The 16,927-nt window shown below is 29.9% G+C and carries 20 protein-coding genes and 2 rRNA genes (1 of these 22 cut by a window edge); 5 read left to right on the forward strand and 17 right to left on the reverse strand.

Features of this window, described 5'->3' with window-relative positions; all coding sequences use genetic code 11:
• Nucleotides 1-8: 8 nt before the first annotated feature.
• The gene (serB, locus tag DZ64_RS0101045; protein WP_024789076.1) at nt 9-629 is read right to left on the reverse strand and encodes a phosphoserine phosphatase SerB; all 621 of its coding nucleotides are present in this window, start codon (nt 627-629) and stop codon (nt 9-11) included.
• Between the two features lie 75 nt (nt 630-704).
• Between serB and tatA the strand changes: the two genes are divergently transcribed.
• The 3 genes from tatA (at nt 705) to DZ64_RS0101060 (ending at nt 3,683) form a co-directional block, all read left to right on the forward strand.
• Entirely contained in the window at nt 705-944 is a 240-nt protein-coding gene (gene tatA, locus DZ64_RS0101050; RefSeq protein WP_024789077.1) for a twin-arginine translocase TatA/TatE family subunit, read from the forward strand.
• Nucleotides 937-1,662 (forward strand): twin-arginine translocase subunit TatC, encoded by a 726-nt coding sequence (tatC, locus tag DZ64_RS0101055; RefSeq protein WP_024789078.1) that lies wholly within the window; start codon nt 937-939, stop codon nt 1,660-1,662. Before tatA ends, tatC begins: the two co-directional genes overlap by 8 nt.
• 170 nt (nt 1,663-1,832) lie before the next feature.
• On the forward strand, nt 1,833-3,683 hold the full coding sequence (locus DZ64_RS0101060) for a DUF505 domain-containing protein (RefSeq protein ID WP_024789079.1): 1,851 nt from the start codon (nt 1,833-1,835) through the stop codon (nt 3,681-3,683).
• Here the strand turns inward: DZ64_RS0101060 and DZ64_RS0101065 are convergent.
• The gene (locus DZ64_RS0101065) at nt 3,680-6,433 is read right to left on the reverse strand and encodes an HNH endonuclease (protein WP_024789080.1); all 2,754 of its coding nucleotides are present in this window, start codon (nt 6,431-6,433) and stop codon (nt 3,680-3,682) included. The two genes, DZ64_RS0101060 and DZ64_RS0101065, sit on opposite strands and share 4 nt — an antisense overlap.
• 41 nt (nt 6,434-6,474) lie before the next feature.
• Between DZ64_RS0101065 and DZ64_RS13650 the strand changes: the two genes are divergently transcribed.
• Complete coding sequence (locus DZ64_RS13650; RefSeq protein ID WP_255327501.1) at nt 6,475-6,597, forward strand: hypothetical protein; 123 nt, start codon at nt 6,475-6,477, stop codon at nt 6,595-6,597.
• 105 nt (nt 6,598-6,702) lie between these two features.
• On the forward strand, nt 6,703-7,278 hold the full coding sequence (locus tag DZ64_RS0101075) for a MarC family protein (protein ID WP_024786849.1): 576 nt from the start codon (nt 6,703-6,705) through the stop codon (nt 7,276-7,278).
• On the opposite strand, the gene DZ64_RS0101080 is transcribed toward DZ64_RS0101075, so the two are convergent.
• From DZ64_RS0101080 to DZ64_RS0101160, 15 genes are all read right to left on the reverse strand, one after another.
• Nucleotides 7,256-8,041 carry a HemK/PrmC family methyltransferase gene (locus DZ64_RS0101080; protein ID WP_024789081.1) on the reverse strand — a complete coding sequence of 262 codons (786 nt, stop codon included), beginning with the start codon at nt 8,039-8,041 and terminating at the stop codon, nt 7,256-7,258. The two genes, DZ64_RS0101075 and DZ64_RS0101080, sit on opposite strands and share 23 nt — an antisense overlap.
• Nucleotides 8,031-9,173, reverse strand: coding sequence for an aminoacetone oxidase family FAD-binding enzyme (locus DZ64_RS0101085; RefSeq protein ID WP_051429980.1), 1,143 nt, complete (start codon nt 9,171-9,173; stop codon nt 8,031-8,033). Before DZ64_RS0101085 ends, DZ64_RS0101080 begins: the two co-directional genes overlap by 11 nt.
• Nucleotides 9,157-9,777, reverse strand: coding sequence for an SDR family NAD(P)-dependent oxidoreductase (locus tag DZ64_RS10375; RefSeq protein WP_236618622.1), 621 nt, complete (start codon nt 9,775-9,777; stop codon nt 9,157-9,159). The genes DZ64_RS0101085 and DZ64_RS10375 overlap by 17 nt, the downstream gene beginning before the upstream one ends.
• A gap of 53 nt (nt 9,778-9,830) precedes the next feature.
• On the reverse strand, nt 9,831-10,043 hold the full coding sequence (locus DZ64_RS0101095) for a hypothetical protein (protein WP_236618623.1): 213 nt from the start codon (nt 10,041-10,043) through the stop codon (nt 9,831-9,833).
• A 556-nt stretch (nt 10,044-10,599) separates the two neighbouring features.
• Complete coding sequence (locus tag DZ64_RS0101100) at nt 10,600-10,854, reverse strand: hypothetical protein (RefSeq protein ID WP_024789084.1); 255 nt, start codon at nt 10,852-10,854, stop codon at nt 10,600-10,602.
• A complete protein-coding gene (locus DZ64_RS0101105; protein WP_024789085.1) occupies nt 10,823-11,005 on the reverse strand; it encodes a hypothetical protein in 183 nt (60 codons plus the stop codon). The genes DZ64_RS0101100 and DZ64_RS0101105 overlap by 32 nt, the downstream gene beginning before the upstream one ends.
• A gap of 370 nt (nt 11,006-11,375) precedes the next feature.
• Nucleotides 11,376-11,948: a transposase gene (locus DZ64_RS11710; protein ID WP_201768504.1), complete on the reverse strand. Its 573-nt coding sequence runs from the start codon at nt 11,946-11,948 to the stop codon at nt 11,376-11,378.
• Nucleotides 11,888-12,103, reverse strand: a complete 216-nt coding sequence (locus tag DZ64_RS12575; RefSeq protein WP_024789087.1) for a transposase — start codon at nt 12,101-12,103, stop codon at nt 11,888-11,890. The genes DZ64_RS11710 and DZ64_RS12575 overlap by 61 nt, the downstream gene beginning before the upstream one ends.
• A gap of 2 nt (nt 12,104-12,105) precedes the next feature.
• Nucleotides 12,106-12,363, reverse strand: a complete 258-nt coding sequence (locus DZ64_RS0101120; protein ID WP_156922587.1) for a hypothetical protein — start codon at nt 12,361-12,363, stop codon at nt 12,106-12,108.
• Between the two features lie 269 nt (nt 12,364-12,632).
• Complete coding sequence (locus DZ64_RS12175; protein WP_156922588.1) at nt 12,633-12,782, reverse strand: hypothetical protein; 150 nt, start codon at nt 12,780-12,782, stop codon at nt 12,633-12,635.
• A gap of 410 nt (nt 12,783-13,192) precedes the next feature.
• Nucleotides 13,193-13,435, reverse strand: coding sequence for a hypothetical protein (locus DZ64_RS12580; protein WP_024789090.1), 243 nt, complete (start codon nt 13,433-13,435; stop codon nt 13,193-13,195).
• Nucleotides 13,436-13,466: 31 nt separating this feature from the next.
• Nucleotides 13,467-13,700 (reverse strand): hypothetical protein, encoded by a 234-nt coding sequence (locus tag DZ64_RS12585; protein WP_024789091.1) that lies wholly within the window; start codon nt 13,698-13,700, stop codon nt 13,467-13,469.
• Nucleotides 13,701-13,837: 137 nt separating this feature from the next.
• Entirely contained in the window at nt 13,838-15,049 is a 1,212-nt protein-coding gene (locus DZ64_RS0101150; protein WP_024789092.1) for a M48 family metallopeptidase, read from the reverse strand.
• Nucleotides 15,050-15,439: 390 nt separating this feature from the next.
• Nucleotides 15,440-15,555, reverse strand: a 5S ribosomal RNA gene (gene rrf, locus DZ64_RS0101155).
• Nucleotides 15,556-15,613: 58 nt separating this feature from the next.
• Nucleotides 15,614-16,927 (reverse strand): 23S ribosomal RNA (locus tag DZ64_RS0101160); it runs 1,592 nt beyond the window's last position.

Below are 16,927 nucleotides of genomic sequence, written 5' to 3' on the forward strand. Positions count from 1 at the left end.
TTCTCTCCTTAAATAAATTCCAAAATTTTTGTTAAATCTTTTTCTTCTATTATAATATTTGCTTCTTTTTTCAAAATTTCTTTTGCACAAAAAGCAATTTTTGTTTTTGCGTATTTAAACATACTCAAATCATTAGCACCGTCCCCTACAACCATTGTTTCATCAGAAGAAACCCCTAAAATGTTTTGTATCCTCTTTAACATATCACCTTTTGAATGGGAAAACATCATTTCTCCCCCCACAAGACCGGTTAATATACCGTTTTTAGAATGAAGAGTATTGCTAAAATCGGCATCAAATCCCAAAACTTTTTTTGCATAACCTGTAGCATTTCTAAAACCTCCACTGAAAACAACTATTATAATATCGTCTTTTTTTAAAGCTTTTATAGTTTCTTCAGCCCCCGGCATAAAAGGAAGATTATGACATATTTCATTAACTTTTAACTCTTCCAGACCTTCGAGAAGTTTTACCCTCATTACAAGACTCTCAAAAAAATCAAGCTCACCTTTCATAGCCATTTCGGTAATTGCTGCCACTTTATCTTTAAGCCCAAGCGGTTCAGCTAAAAAATCTATTGTTTCCCCGTCCATCAATGTTGAATCAAAATCAAAAACAGCTAATTTCATAATTTCCCTTTATTTTTACAAAATTTTATCAAACTTTTGTAAATTTATGCTAAAATTTTGCAAAAAGGATTTATTATGGGAATTGGTACTTGGCAAATAATTGTAATTTTAATAATTGTTTTATTGCTTTTCGGAGGTAAAAAAATTCCGGAACTGGCAAGCGGTCTTGGCAAAGGTATTAAAAATTTTAAAGACGCAGTAAAAGAAGGTGAAGGTAAAGAAGAAAATCAGAATGTAGAAAAAATAGAAGAAAAAGATACTGATGTTAAAGACGCTACGGTTGAAACAACAGAAAAAAAAGATGTAAATGCTTGAAGAATTAACACCTCACATAGCTGAGCTTAGAAGCCGGCTTATTAAAATAGTTGTTGTATTTTTCATACTTTTTATTTTATCTTTTCTTTTTTGGAAAGATATTTTTGTTATTTTGGCAAAACCTGCAACAGATGTTTTACATACTTCCAGCAATTCAGAAATGATATTCACCAACCTGGTGGAGCCTTTTATGACAGCTGTAAGAGTATCACTCTATACGGCTTTTTTTGCATCTTTACCTGTCATTCTTTACCAATTATGGAAATTTATAGCCCCGGGACTTTATGACAATGAAAAAAAACTGGTTTTACCATTTGTTGTATTCGGTACGATAATGTTTTATTTGGGGGCTGCATTTGCATATTTTGTAGTTTTTCCTATCGGATTTAAGGTATTAATCAATTTTGGCGGTAAAAATTTTGTTGCAATGCTAAAAATAAGCGAATATGTAAGTGTTGCGCTTAAAATAATGATTGGTTTTGGAATAGCATTTGAACTTCCCGTACTTTCGTATTTCCTGGCAAAATTAGAACTTATTACAGATAAAACACTAAAGGATTTCTTCAGATATGCTGTTGTTATAATATTTATAGTAGCGGCTGTTTTAACTCCTCCCGACTTGTTTTCCCAACTTGCAATGGCCACACCTCTTTTAATTCTTTACGGATTATCTATCTGGATAGCGAAAGCTGTAAACCCTTATAAAGAAGAAAATTAATTTTTTTTCTTTTTCTGCAATATTATTAAAAAAATACAAACAGTTATAAAACATATAAATATTTAGATTAATAAAAATGATAAGTATAAATCTATATCTAAGTTTAGTTATATTGACTAAGTTTTTTTGATTTGTTATAATTACAAAAAATAAAAACAGGAGGCGCAAAGATGATTATAAAAAAAGATGCAGCTAAAATTATCTTAGAGTTATTAAAATCAGATACAAAAACAATAAAAACTGAAGCACTTAATAATGAAGCATTAAAAGAGTTAATCTTAAGCGGAATTATAAGATTTCCAATGCCAGCGGTTGCAGAATTTACATATGGAGGTTCAATAGTAGCTGAAGTATTAAATAAAATAAAGAATATTCAAGCAACTGATGAATGGAAAGATGATTTTAAATGGGTTAGCAGTGAAGTAATTGCAATGATAGATGCAAGTATTAAAAATAAAAACAAAACTACAAAAATAACTAATGAAGAACTAGAAAAAAGAGGGTTTGCCAAAAACGGAGAATTAACCCAGGAGGCAATAGATTTATATGAAGCATACAAAGTAATTAACCCAGAACTTGCAATAGATGCAAAACTTGCTGAATATATCAGAAAAACACCTATAGGACCAACAGACGTTCATTTTTTACCTATTGAAGAGAACAACAAAGATTTACTTGAAGCTATGAGACTTATAGCATATTCAATTCCAGTTGGAGAATATTTTACATTTACAGAACTTGGCCAGGCTATAAAAGAGACCTTAACTTACGGTGGTTGGGCAAATGAAGGAAGTGTACTTGATTTATCAATTTTAGAAGATATTGCAAAAGTGGCTGACGGCGAAGAAATTGACATTGATTCACTTACAGACCTTGAATCCCTTGGATATGTTACAAATATAGACGAATTAACAAAAGCTGGAGAAAAAGCACTTGAAGTTTATAGAATTTATAGAGATAAAACTCAAAAACCGCTAAAAACATTTGCTATTGAAAAAGAAGAAATCCAAACTCTAAAAACAATTCAAAAAATCTGGGAGGAAAAAGCCCCTGAAAATCCTGAAGAAACACCTACATTTGATGAAATAAAAGCACAATTATTAGAAAGAAAAATTAAAGAATATAAAAAATTCATTGAAAAATATGGCAGAAGACTTGATGAAATGCCAAAGAAAAAACGAGAAATTGTCAAAAAATTTACAGATTTAGAAAATGAGAAAAAATGGTTTGAAGAAAATTTTGATTTAAGAGAATATTTATATTCATTGGAAGCTTTCGGATTAATAGAAGAAGGTGTTGATGAAAAAGGAAAAGCAGTATATTTTGTTACAGAAGATGGCAAAAAAGTACTGCAAGACCAAAAAGATGAAAGAGCGATTCACAGTTGGTCGGTTAAAACTTTAGCAATTTCAAATAAAATGTTTAGTGCACCAAACAGAGAATGGGTTGAAGAGGCTAGACGTGAAAGAATTTTAGGCACATATGAACCTACAAAATCTGGTTTGATGTATGAAGAAATTGCAACTCATAAAAAGTTACCATTTATAACAAAATATGAAATGGATATTTTCAAAATAATTCCAAATAACGGAATTGCATGTGAAGATATTTTAAAAGGAAAAAGTGAAGAAGAAAAAACAAGAATTTTTGAAGCAATAGATAAATTAGAAGCAAAAGGATTTGTTGAAGTATTGCCTGATAGACATATTATAGAAACTGAATATGGAAAAATGATGGATGAAGCTATAAGCTCAGTTCCTGAAGGATTTGGAGCGCCTATTAATCCGACAATTTACAGAGTTGTAAAAGCTATAGCTGAAACTGGCAGTATGTATGTTAAAGAGAAAAAAATAAGAATACTTCCTGAAAATATAAAAGAAGCTGTTAAAAAATCAAATCTTGGTAAAGAAAGCTTTGAAAAAGCATATATTGCTGCAAGAGAAGCTAAATATTTAGGAAGAAACAGCGTAAACGAAGCAGGCTTACTTATGCTAAAAGCCGTTGAGATTTTCAACGGTTAATTTTTTTCTTCCCAATGAAGTTCTATTCCTTTTGAAGTGGTTACAAATCCGGTTATTCTTATTTTTCCAACATGCACCATTTTATGATGCTTTTTACAAAGAGGAATTAAATTAAATTTATGATTTACGGGAACATGGTCAATAAATCCTTTTTCTGCCTGTTCTTTTGGGAAAATATGATGTACATCATCAACCGGTGCCCCGCATATTGCGCATGTTGTAACAATTACTTTTTTATTATATCTGCTTTTTCTTTTTTTTATTAAAAGTTCAAGTTCGCTGTATTCTTCATTTAATTTTTTTCTTATATTTTCTGCAGTTTTTAAAAATTCACTGTCCAAATAAATTGATTTTGCAAATTCAAGCCCGTATATGCTGCTACCGCTCCCCTCTTTTAGTTTTCTGTCGTATATTAATTTTTCACCGTCAAAATAAACTTCCAAATGCCTGGCGACGACATTGGGCAAATTTTTTATTTCTTCTAAATCCATCAACTGATGCAGATGTGTTGCAAATAAAAAATTTATATTCTTTTTTGCAAGCTTAATTACAGCACTTGCGACAATGGACATAGCAGATAAAGTTTCTGTTCCATGTGCTATCTCATCACCTAAAACAATGGAATTAGAATCGGCTCTGTTGAAAATATTTTTAAGTTCAAGCATTTCTACCGCAAAAGTAGAAAGTCCTTTTGAGAGATTATCTTTTGCTTCAATTCTTGTAAAAATTCCGTTTATCGGTTTAAATTCCATTTTGGCAGGGACAAAAAAACCGCTTTGAGCCAAAAAAATGGCTATTCCTACACTTTTCATAAGAGAGCTTTTTCCAGAGCTGTTAATTCCATACAAAAGCATTCCGTCATATTCATTGAAATCTATATCGTTTGGAATATAAATTCCGTTTTCCTGATTCACTTCTATTAACGGATGCCTTAAATCCCTAAAAATTGGTCTAATATTTGAAATTTTAGGCATAAAATAATTAAATTGTTTTGCAACCTTGGCACTGCTGACCGCTACGTCTATTTGTGCGATTTCATCCGAAAGAGATTGTAAAACATCAAATTCCCTTGATATTTCATCCAATTTTTTTAAATATAATTTTGTAGTTTTTTTTATTATTTTATTATCAAGAGTTATAATTTTATCGCTTATTTCTTCTATAATCTCTCCTGAAATTTTCACACTGTTAGTTAAATTTTTAATCCTAAAATCTTTAAAAAAAACATTTTTACCGTTTATTTGTGTAAACGTATTTAAAAATTTATCTTTTATTAAATTAAATCTTGTTTTTGTCAGGCTCAAATAATAACCTTCTTTCTCCAATTGAGAAAGTTCTACTTTTACATCACCCAATTTTTCTATTTCTTCTTTGATTTTTACAAGTTCATTAATATAATGTTTTTTTTCTTTATTCAATTCATCAAGCTCTTTATTTATACCCTCGTTAAAAAAATTTTCTTTTATATCTTCAATTTTTACATTTATTTTGTTTAAATCAAAATGCCTTTCAATATAATTTAAAAAATTATCGATTTTTAAAGATTTCTTTTTAAGCAGAAGATAAATTTCGCTGCATGATTTGAGGGAACTCACTAAAAAACTTAGCTCAAACGGATGAAGTCGTTTTAATTTTATTTTTCTGTCTATTTTTTCCAGATCATATATGTCTTTAAGTAATTCTTCAAATTTCTTAAACCTGTTAAGCATAAAATTTACGGCTTTATACCTTTTTTTTAATTCTTCTTCATCTTTTATGGGATTAAAAAGCCTTTCTTTAATTAGCCTTTTTCCCATTGGGGTTTTAGTTTTATCTATTAATTTTAAGACTTTACCTATTTCAAGCTGTTTGATGGGATTGTTTCCTAAATATACAAATTTTTCATCTTCTATAAGTTCAGGAAATTTAATGTGTTTAATCAAATCTTTATTGTGGGAAATGACAAATTCAAGCAAAATACCCAAAGATTCTGTAATTAACGGATATTTTTCCAAATTCATAATTTCAATGGGAGTTAAAAGCGAATGTATTTTATAAACTCTTTTAAAAATTTCATTTTGATAATTTATGTTCATTCTTGTTCTGTTTATAATTATATTTTTACCGTCAAGTTCCAAATAATTCACAATTTCATCACAATCAACATTTTTTAAAGTTAAAATGATTTCGTTTGATTTATATGTCTGAAGAAGTCTAAACAGTTCATCCAGGGCAAAACTAACGTCATCTTTTGTAGAATAGTTTTCGTATATGTAACTTTTTCCTGTATTTATATCAATATTTGCATATCCTACATGAAAAGCATTGTATTTTTCGACAATTATGGAAGTTACATAATTTTCATACGTTTTTGAATATTCTAAATTTACCCCTGGTGAAATTATTTCAGGAAGATATCTTTTTACATTAGGAGGTGTACCTTTTTGTTTTATAAGAATCAGGGTGTATTTATTTTCTTCTATTAATTTTTCTAAATATCTGTCAAGTGCATGATTTGGAAAACCAGCCATTAAAGGATTTTTCACATCAATATTGGGTACTGACTTATTTTTTTTGGTAAGTTGAATATTTAAAATATTTGCTATTTCTCTTGCTTTTCCGATTCCATCTGTTTCATATGTTTCAAAAAAAGTTCCGACTTCCATTAAAACAACGGCATTTGGATACAAATTATCATAATATTTTTGAAGTTCAAAATATATTTCAGTTAAAAGTTTTCCTTTTTTATTAAGGGATTTATTAATATCCATTATTACCTTTTTTATGTATAATTATATCAAAAAGGAAACAATTGAAAAAATTAATTTCTATTATTATTTTTGCAAATTTTGCCTTGGCAATAAACTGGAACACAATAGTAGGGGTTTTTAAAAAAACTGTTAAAACTATCTCTTATACACCCGAGAGTTTATGAATTTGACACTCAGGGATTTCCAAAAATGCATTGTATTGTTATTTTCGCTATGCAGTGTGTTGAAACAAAACCTGAATATATAAAATTAAACAAAAAATTAGCAAAATGATTGTAAAAATAACCCTTACACTTTTTTTAATAATGGATCCATTTGGCAATTTACCGGTTTTAATATCTTTATTAAAAAATTATGATAAAAAAACAAAAATTAAAATTCTTATAAGAGAATTATTAATATCACTCTTTTTAATTTTTATTTTCATATTATTTGGAAAGCAAATTTTAGAGCTTTTTGGACTCAGTGAAGCGTCTGTTTCAATTGCAGGCGGAATAATTTTATTCTTAATAGCATTAAAAATGATTTTTCCATCAAATGAAACAGAAAATACGGATAAAACCGATTTATTAATAGTACCGATTGCCATTCCAATGATTGCCGGGCCGTCACTGCTTGCCGTTCTTTTATTGTTATCAAACAGTTACAATTTTCATATTTTATTTACTGCTTCTATCATCTCATGGGCTTTAACATCATTTATAATTATATTTTTTACCTATTTGGCTGAATTTATTCCATATAAATTTTTCAATGCTGCAGAAAAACTTATGGGAATGTTGTTAATCGCCCTTTCAGTTCAAATGTTACTTGATGGAATAGCTAATTATCTACATTTAAAATAATTTCAACTCCTCTTATATTTCCAGCTAAATCTTTAAAAAATTCAAACTTTTTTATCCCTTTTTCTTCTAAAAATTTGCTTAAAATCTCTTTTTGATTATACCCTATCTCAATTATAGCATAAGGAATTTTAAATTCAATTGCCTTATTAATAAGTTTTTTTACAATATCAAGCCCATCACTCCCACCATAAAATGCCTCATCAGGTTCAAATTTATTTGGTTTAGGATAAGAATTTTCCACATACGGAGGATTAGCAATAAGTAAATCGGCTTTTTCATTAAATAAATCACATTTTTTAAACTCAATTTCTACATTATGTAGCTTTGCATTTTTTTTAGCAACTTCAATGGCAATTTTATTTATATCAGTTGCTATCACTTCAGCCCATGTGTGTTTTTTAATCTCAATTGCAATTACCCCGCTTCCCGTGCAACAGTCAATAACTTGGAACTTGGTACTTGGTACTCGGTGCTTGGCAACTTGGCAACTTTTTATTAGTTCAATTGCCCTATCAACCACAACTTCCGTATCATCCCTTGAAATTAAAACCCCCTCACTGATATAAAATTTATCTCCGTAAAAATAAACCTCTTCAAAAATATATTCAATCGGATACCCATTTTTTACTTTTTTCTGAATTTCAAAAAATTCTTCTGGTACTTTCAAATCATCATTCAAAAAAAGCCATGCTTTATCTTTGTTTAAAAGTTTTTCTAAAATATAAACACTCTCAGGAAATTTTATAACATCTTTAATCCTCAATTGTTAACCTTTTTATTAAGTTTAAATAAACACTGTAAGCACTGCTAAAAGCCCATTGAAAATTATAACCCCCAAGCTCACCTGTCACATCTAAAACCTCCCCTACGAAATAAAGTCTTTTTTGAAATTTACTTTCCAAAAATTCATTTAAATCATTTGTATCAACTCCACCTTTTGTAACTTCAGCTCTCTCAAATCCAAAAGTTCCGGCCGGGGCAAATTCATAATTATTTAAAAGTTTAAGTTTTTCTTTTTCAAATGATTTTAATTCTCTTACTTTCTTATCTTTAAGATTCTTGGCATTTAAAAATTCTTTTACAAATCTTTTTGGAAGTGAAAGCTGGGTAGAAATCTGTTTATTTGGGTTTTTAAGAAAAGTAAATACATCTTTTTTTAAAAAACCGATACTTATTTTACCTTTATCCCACCATAAAGATACATTTAATACTGCAGGACCGGTAATTCCCCTGTGAGAAAAAAGAATATTTTGCCTAAATTTTTTCTCACCTTCTTTTACAACAGATTCAAATGAAATACCGCTTAAATTCTTAAACCAGCTTTCACTTTTTTGCACTGTAAGTCCTACAAGCGCCGGACGCAGAGGAGTAATTGAATGTCCAAAATTTTTGGCTATTTTATATCCAATATCGCTTGCACCAAGTTTTTTATAGCTTATCCCCCCTGTTGCTACAACCACATTTTTAGCATAAAAAAACTGTTTATCAGTAATAATTTTAAATCTGTCCTTTTCAAATTTAACCTCAATAATTTCTGCTTTGAGTATCTTTTTTACATTTCTTTTAAAAAAATTAAGTAATATTTCACTGCTTTTAAAAAAATATTGATTTTTTTTAGCTTCAACTATTTCTAAATTATTTCTTTTCAGCCAACTAAGTAAATCTTTATTTGAAAATTTTTTTAAAACTTTTCTAACTAACTCTTTATCGCCTCTGTAATTATTTTCGGTTACTATTTTATTGGTAATATTGCATTTTCCACCGCCGCTGATTCGTATTTTAGCTCCGATTTCTTTATTATGCTCAATAATTAAATAATTCTTTTTTAAAAGACTTCCCAGAAAAAGACCGCTTGCCCCTCCTCCTAAAATTGCAGTATCAATCAATCTCGACATTTCTTATATCTATAAAACTACCACTTTCAAATTTATCTAAATTATCAAAAAGTTTAACAAGTTTTCTCACACCTTCATTTAATTCAATTTTACTTTTATCAACTCTCTCAACTGAGCTAAATTTTTCCCTCTCAGCTGAAATTACTTTTCTTACCATATCTGTATCAATTACCCCTGGAGCTACGGCAAAAACAGGAGTATTAATTTCTTTTGAATATATACTTACCATCATATTTAAAACACACTTACTAAGAGCGTATCCTCCCCAGCCGGGATTTCCGTTTACTGCAGCACCGCTGCTGATAATTACAATTTTTTTAGCCCATTTTTCAAGCAAATCTATTAAAACTTTATTAGCCCACACATTTACTATGAAAATGTCATTAAGTTCTTTTACACTCCATTCTTTCATTAATTTAATTTCACCCAATATCCCTGCATTTAAAATAACTAAATCAAAATCAGTGTTAAATGCTTCAACTGCTTTATATAAATTTTCAATATTTGATAAATCAATTTTATAAAAAGGAATGTCAAAAGGGCAGCTTCTCCCAATCCCATAAACTTCATCACTTCTTTCAAGATATTCATTTAACCAATCCATAACCTATTCCTCTGTTTATTCCTGTAATTAAAATTTTCATTTTTGCCCCTAAATTAATTCAATATAGATTTAAAAAATCTTTTTAATGAAATTTCTTTATTTATTAATGCAATAGGTAAAATTGAATTTTCATACATATTGCATTTTAAAGTTTGTATTATATTCAATATCTCATTTAAATTAACAAAATCTTCAACATTAGGATTTTTTATTGTATCATAATTTCTAATTGGTATAGTATATAAATTAATATTTATTTTCATCATTATATACATATTGGTTTTTCAACTCCAATAATATTTAACTCAATTCCTTTTAATAAAAAATATACTATCATCTCTCTCATAGGTTTATGTAAATTTGCAGTCTGTCCAAAAAATGCTAAAGGTCTATAAAAATTCGGATAACTTAGATGGATTTCTTGTATATATTTAATTTTTTATTTTTAATATTAGGATTTATAGGATGAGTAGCTAAATTCCACTCATTTTCAGGAATATCACGAAACTCTCTAAAAATTAACCACTTTAAAGCTGATGCAAGATTAAAATTTTCTTTCTATTCTCTTTTAAATTTTAAATCTTTTTTAGAATAAATAAAGCCCCTATTTTTATAGCTACTAACTTTGAACTTGGAAATTTTTTTGCTGTTATGGAAGACAATCCACCATCTATTGCAATTACATATTTTATATTGCTATCTTTTTCATCTAAAGCATTAAATAAATTACTGAAATTATTTAAATCAAAATTTTGCTGAGGTATATAACAGTGTGATAAAAATTTTTTACTTTCTTCATCTATAAATTCACTATGTCCTGTTTTACCTGCAAATTCTATAGGTTATAAACCCATTTTGATTTTCTTTTTTAAATTCATCTATTTGCACAGGTATTACAAAAGGATTAGATAATAATTTCATTCTTACAAATCCTTTATCAGTATCAACACTAAATTTTTTTAAAGAATTTAAAAAATCTTCAAAATCATAAAATTTTTTTATTTCTTTTAACTCATCTTCATTATTTAAATTTAATATATTTGAACTAATCTTCTTTTTTTGGAAACGATAAATCAATTATAACTATTTTTCCTTTTCTAAGATTTTTTAGAATCTCTAATTCAAAAGATTCTTTCAAAGTATTTGTATGATATTTTGCCATTGGTCTAATTTTTAAAAAACCACTAATTGAATTATTAGAACCAGGTTTATTAATCTTTGTCAGCATTCTTAAAATCGATTGAATATCTTCATCAAAATATTCTTTTCCTTCTTTTTTCTTATAGTTAGAAAAAAACTCCCATTTATTGTTTTACAAGTTCATTAATTTTTTCCTTTCCTGGAAACTTAATTTTATTTTTATAAGATTTTAAATCTGTCTCTTATACAACATACATTTATATGCTGCTATTTTTCTATCATATCTTGTTTTTATACTATGATTTTCATCATAATCATCTGGTTTCGTTAAATCTATTGATCACCACTTTCTTCAAGAAATTTTTTAATTAAAGAAAAACCCTCTTTTACAAGACCAATTCTTTTTTATGTAAAGCATAAAAATCATTTTAAATAAGGTTTTAGTTTGTTTTCGAAAATTATACAAATTGAAAATAATTTATTTTAGCCATTTTTTTTAACTTATCCTCATTAAATCCTCCTTTCGTTTTAGTTATTTTTCTAACTTGTCTGTTAAATCCTTCAACAGTATTGGTAGTGTAAATAATCCTTCTAATAGGTTCTGAATACTCAAAGTAAGTTGATAATTCTTCCCAGTTGTTTTTCCAAGAATTAACAGCTATAGGATATTTATCTCCCCATTTTTCTTCAATATTGTCAAGTTCAGTTTCAGCCTGTTCTTTGGATATTGCCTGATATACTTTTTTTAAATCTTTCATAAACTCTTTTTGGTACTTAGAACCAACATATTTCATTGAATATCTAATTTGATGAATAATACACCTTTGTACTATAGTTTGAGGAAAAACAGAGTTTATTGCTTCACTAAATCCTTTTAATCCGTCAACAGAAGCTATTAAAATATCCTCTACTCCTCTGTTATTTAAATCTGTTACAATGTTTAACCAAAATTTTGCACCTTCATTCTCTGTTATCCCATACCAAGTAAATCTTTTTTGCCTTCTAAATTTATTCCTATTACAAAATGTAATGCTTTGTTTTTATAAAAACCGTTATCATCTTTTATTTTAAACACCATAGCATCCATATATACTATTGGATATATGGGGTCTAATGTCCTATTTTGCCACTCTCTTATTCCAGGAGTAATTTTATCTACTATTCTTGAAATTAAGCTATCACTCATTTCTACATTCTCATCTTCTGTCCTACTGCTTTTAGCATATTCTCTATCATATTCTTCATAAATTCTTTTGTTAATTTTGATATATCTTCTTGAGTTTTACATTGTTTGCTTAATTCTTTAAAATCTATATTTAATACCGCTTCTTTTCTCATAATATATCCTTTCATTTTATTTTTTTTTACATTTTCAAAAAAGTTAATTTTTAATACTTTAAAATTTGGCTTATCAACAACACTATATCTCATATCATCTTCTTTCATTTTTACCGTATTCGACTTACCGGTTCTAGTCATACCAAATAAAGCAGTTCTTGTTCCAAGAAAATCCTTAGAAGAAATATAAGCAGGAACTTTTGATTCTTCTTGTTGAAACCTTTGTGTATTCCTGATTCACTCTCATTATAAATAAATTCTTTCATTCCTTGATTTACTATAAACTTTAAAATCTCACTATTAGCTTTATAAACTTTATAATTATTCAATATCAGCTCCAAATCTTACTTTTCCTTTTTTATATTTATAAAAAACTCCTAATATGCGACATTACAATACCAAGAAAAACTTAATTCATATCTTGTATATGGGTCTAATTTACTCTCTTTTTTTGAACCTTCTCTACCTGTTATATCTTTATCTTCTTTATAATATGCTATCATAGTAGTGATAATTTCAATATCCATAGGCAATTTTGTTGGATTTATAACTCTTAATAATAAAGCCTCTTTATTTTCTTTTTCTGCTTCACCTTTATAAAAAAGCTAAAAAGAAAACACCCTTTTGGAATACCTTTTACATTACATTTCCAAAAAATCACAAGTTAATAATTTAATAGTTTCATAGTCTATATAAAATGGATTTCCAACAAAAAAATTCTTCTTTATTGCCCTCTTTTAAAACTGTCAATTGAAACAATTTCATCTAATTTATCAAATAAACTACTTATACTCATTGTTTATTCCTTTATTATGTTTTCAAACCTTAGTTTAGATTGCTCAACATATTCCTTTTTTAACTCACAAATTATCCATCTTCTATTAAGCTTTTCTGCTACAAATCCTGTAGTATTACAAAAATTCTACAAAAAAAGAAACTATACCTGGATAATGCCAAGTTCTCTACATTTTTTTAAAAAAGAATCATTAGACGATATATTAGAAAAACTTAATACATTATAAGGCAATCTAACTTCTCTATTTTCATCCAATGGCTCTAATTCAAACAAATTATGAGAAATACTTCCCCCATTATTTTTAAGAAAACTTTTTTCGCTTATATTATGTTCTGATGGTCTTTTTCCTGAATTATAATTTTTTCTTTTTAATAAATTTTTCATACTTTTACTATAAGGTCTTAAAACTTTTCTATTATCTGCTTTTGGAAAATCGCTTAGTGCGAATTCTATTTACTGTTACCCATTGTGCTGGAGATGGTAATCTTGAAGGATTATATACTATAAATTCCTGAATAAGCCTTAAATTTGCTTTTTCATTTATTACTAATCTTAATAAAGCTTCAAAAGGTAATAAAGAATGAACTGGTCTTTTCTCTTCCCACGAATTTCCAATTTCAATTACTAAAGAACCATCTTCCTTTAACAAATCTTCAAAAATAGGTGCAAGAGATTCAAATTTTAATTTTTTTCCCCTTTTAATATTTCCATACTTTTTTTTATTTATTTTTATAGTTTTTTTTTAAATAAATTATCATATAAACAAACATTTTACCTTTTATAGTTTTATATGAAAAACTCATACTTTATCTTCCTTATTTCAAGTTTTTCCAATCTCTCTAAAATCGGTGGATGAGAATAATAAATAAATGAATATAATTTGCTTACATGAGGAAAATGTTTGTTTTCTGCTACGAGCTTTTTAAGAGCGCTTGCCAAGTCTTTTTTGCTAACCAATTCACTTCCCATTTCATCTGCACCAAATTCATTTTGTCTGCTTATTAAATTAACAAAAGGCTGCAATATAAACATAATCATATCCATAAATAATAATGCCAAAATAATTATATTTACCCCGTTTTTAGGTACATGAATCTCATTAAACAAATTATCAGGTAAATTCCCAAAAACAGCAAAAATTATAAAAAGCATAATTCCAACAACCGCAATATTTTTTAATATGTCTTTGTGTTTAAAATGCCCAAGTTCATGCCCAAGCACTGCCAAAATCTCATTTTTATTCAGTTTTTTTAAAAGCGTATCAAATAAAACAACTCTTTTACTTTTGCCAAGCCCTGCAAAATAGGCATTAAGTCTTGTATCTCTTTTGCTTGCATCCATTACAAAAATACCGTTGCTTTTAAAGCCGACTTTTTCCATCATATTTTCAATATCGGTTTTAAGTTCTTCGTCTTGTAACGGCTCAAATTTATTAAAAATACTTGCAAATATAGGATATAAAACATTTATCAAAATCACTACCAAAAATGTAAAACCAAACCCTATAATCCACCAGTATTTAAAATGTTCTATAAAATAAATCAACCCTGCAAAAAATACCCCGCCTAAAATTAAAAACAGGACTATTTTTTTAAATTCATCCACAAAAAAAAGTTTCCAAGGTGCTACATTAAAACCAAATTTTTTATCAATATGTTTTTCCCAAATATTTATAGGAAACGTTAAAATATAATTTACCGCAAAAAAAACAAATAAAACTTCCAATTCACTAAGCAATGTATTTTTACAAAGTAAAAAATTTATAATAAACAATCCTCCGCTCATCCAAAACACAACTAAAAACATACTTATTAATGCGTTAAAAATATTAAGAGTATGTTTATAAATAGCATAAAATGCAGAATTTTTATACTCTTCTACATTCATAAATGAAACAATTTCAGGAAAAACTTTTTTAATATAAAAAACTTCTTTTATTTCTATAATAATTTTTACAAAAATATAAAGACCAAATAAACCTACCAATAAATTTACCAAAATTTGTCCTTTTTTAAAGAATTTTATCAAATTTAATTAATTATATAAAATCATTATAAACATAGGCACTGACTAAATGTAAATATTTTAAAATAACTTCAAAGATAAAAATATTACAGCTCAGTGCTTCATTTTGCTAAAGCACCACTCAAATTTTGCTAAATTCGCAACACTGTAATATTTTAACTTTTTTGTTATTTAGTCAGTACCTAAACATAAAGGAAAATAAAACATAAATTAATTAATATAAATAAATTAAAAGACTGTCCTGGAAAGCTGGGAATAAATGAGATATTGAATATTAGATTCTGTATATCAAAGGTGCCAGACCCAAATAATAATAAATAAATAATAAAAAAGGATTAATGATAAAGAAGATAACATATTAAAGCTTAGCAAGGACCTACTTTCCCACACCCGCAGGGTGCAGTATCATCAGCGCTGGAGGGCTTAACTTCCTGGTTCGGAATGGGACAGGGTGTTTCCCCTCCGCTTTGCCCACTAAGCTTAAATATATTATCTTATAAATTAAAAATTAGCTGTTAAAAGTCTTGTCTCACGTCCGCTTAAAAGCCATTCGGGTTATTAGTACTGGTCAGCTCAACCCCTTGCAGGGCTTACACCCCCAGCCTATCAAGCAGGTAGTCTTCCTGCACCCTCATGGGAAGGCTCATCTTGGAGTGGGCTTCCCGCTTAGATGCTTTCAGCGGTTATCCCTTCCGAGCTTGGCTACCCAGCGCTGCCCTTGGCAGGACAACTGGTACACCAGTGGCTCGTCCAACCCGGTCCTCTCGTACTAGGGTTAGCTCTCCTCAACCTTCCTGCGCCCACGGCAGATAGGGACCGAACTGTCTCACGACGTTCTGAACCCAGCTCGCGTACCGCTTTAAATGGCGAACAGCCATACCCTTGGGACCTGCTCCAGCCCCAGGATGCGATGAGCCGACATCGAGGTGCCAAACCTCCCCGTCGATGTGAGCTCTCGGGGGAGATCAGCCTGTTATCCCCGGGGTACCTTTTATCCTTTGAGCGATGGCCCTTCCACTCAGAACCACCGGATCACTAAGACCGACTTTCGTCTCTGCTCGAGGTGTCTCTCTCGCAGTCAGGCTGGCTTGTGCCTTTACACTCTTCAGACGATTTCCAACCGCCTTGAGCCAACCTTTGTGAGCCTCCGTTACTCTTTAGGAGGCGACCGCCCCAGTCAAACTACCCGCCAGGCACTGTCCCCCAGAAGGATTACTCCTGCGGGTTAGTAGGCAGGATATCCAAGGGTGGTATCTCAAGATCGGCTCCACCAGAGCTGGCGCCCTGGCTTCTCAGCCTCCCACCTATCCTGCACATGGATATCCCACCTACAATGCCAAGCTGTAGTAAAGGTCCACGGGGTCTTTCCGTCTTGCCGCGGGTAGGAGGAATTTTCACCTCCACTACAATTTCACTGGATCCCTCTCTGAGACAGCCCCTCATTCGTTACGCCATTCATGCAGGTCGGTATTTAACCGACAAGGAATTTCGCTACCTTAGGACCGTTATAGTTACGGCCGCCGTTTACCGGGGCTTCAGTTCACCGCTTCGCCCGAGGGCTAACGGATCCCCTTAACCTTCCGGCACCGGGCAGGCGTCACACCCTATACCTCCTCTTACGAGTTAGCAGAGTGCTGTGTTTTTGGTAAACAGTCGACAAGAGCGCTGTGCTGCGACCCCTTTCGGCTCCAGGAGCAAGTCCCTTCACCTACTCGGGGCACACCTTATCCCGAAGTTACGGTGTCAGTTTGCCGAGTTCCTTAGAGAGGGTTCTTCCACGCGCCTTAGAATACTCATCCCGCCCACCTGTGTCGGTTTACGGTACGGGCTACTAACAACTCAATCGCCTTA

The organism is Lebetimonas sp. JH292 (assembly GCF_000523275.1).
GTDB lineage: Bacteria > Campylobacterota > Campylobacteria > Campylobacterales > Nautiliaceae > Lebetimonas.

Coding starts and splice junctions, on each gene's coding strand:
- DZ64_RS0101060 (WP_024789079.1), top strand. CDS start 1,833: ATGATTATAAAAAAAGATGCAGCTAAAATTATCTTAGAGTTATTAAAA.
- DZ64_RS10375 (WP_236618622.1), bottom strand. CDS start 9,777: ATGGATTGGTTAAATGAATATCTTGAAAGAAGTGATGAAGTTTATGGG.
- DZ64_RS0101095 (WP_236618623.1), bottom strand. CDS start 10,043: ATGATGAAAATAAATATTAATTTATATACTATACCAATTAGAAATTAT.
- DZ64_RS0101085 (WP_051429980.1), bottom strand. CDS start 9,173: ATGTCGAGATTGATTGATACTGCAATTTTAGGAGGAGGGGCAAGCGGT.
- DZ64_RS0101075 (WP_024786849.1), top strand. CDS start 6,703: ATGATTGTAAAAATAACCCTTACACTTTTTTTAATAATGGATCCATTT.
- tatC (WP_024789078.1), top strand. CDS start 937: ATGCTTGAAGAATTAACACCTCACATAGCTGAGCTTAGAAGCCGGCTT.
- tatA (WP_024789077.1), top strand. CDS start 705: ATGGGAATTGGTACTTGGCAAATAATTGTAATTTTAATAATTGTTTTA.
- DZ64_RS0101065 (WP_024789080.1), bottom strand. CDS start 6,433: ATGGATATTAATAAATCCCTTAATAAAAAAGGAAAACTTTTAACTGAA.
- DZ64_RS12575 (WP_024789087.1), bottom strand. CDS start 12,103: ATGAGTGATAGCTTAATTTCAAGAATAGTAGATAAAATTACTCCTGGA.
- DZ64_RS0101105 (WP_024789085.1), bottom strand. CDS start 11,005: ATGCTGACAAAGATTAATAAACCTGGTTCTAATAATTCAATTAGTGGT.
- DZ64_RS12175 (WP_156922588.1), bottom strand. CDS start 12,782: ATGGATATTGAAATTATCACTACTATGATAGCATATTATAAAGAAGAT.
- serB (WP_024789076.1), bottom strand. CDS start 629: ATGAAATTAGCTGTTTTTGATTTTGATTCAACATTGATGGACGGGGAA.
- DZ64_RS0101120 (WP_156922587.1), bottom strand. CDS start 12,363: ATGAAAGAAGATGATATGAGATATAGTGTTGTTGATAAGCCAAATTTT.
- DZ64_RS12580 (WP_024789090.1), bottom strand. CDS start 13,435: ATGAAAAATTTATTAAAAAGAAAAAATTATAATTCAGGAAAAAGACCA.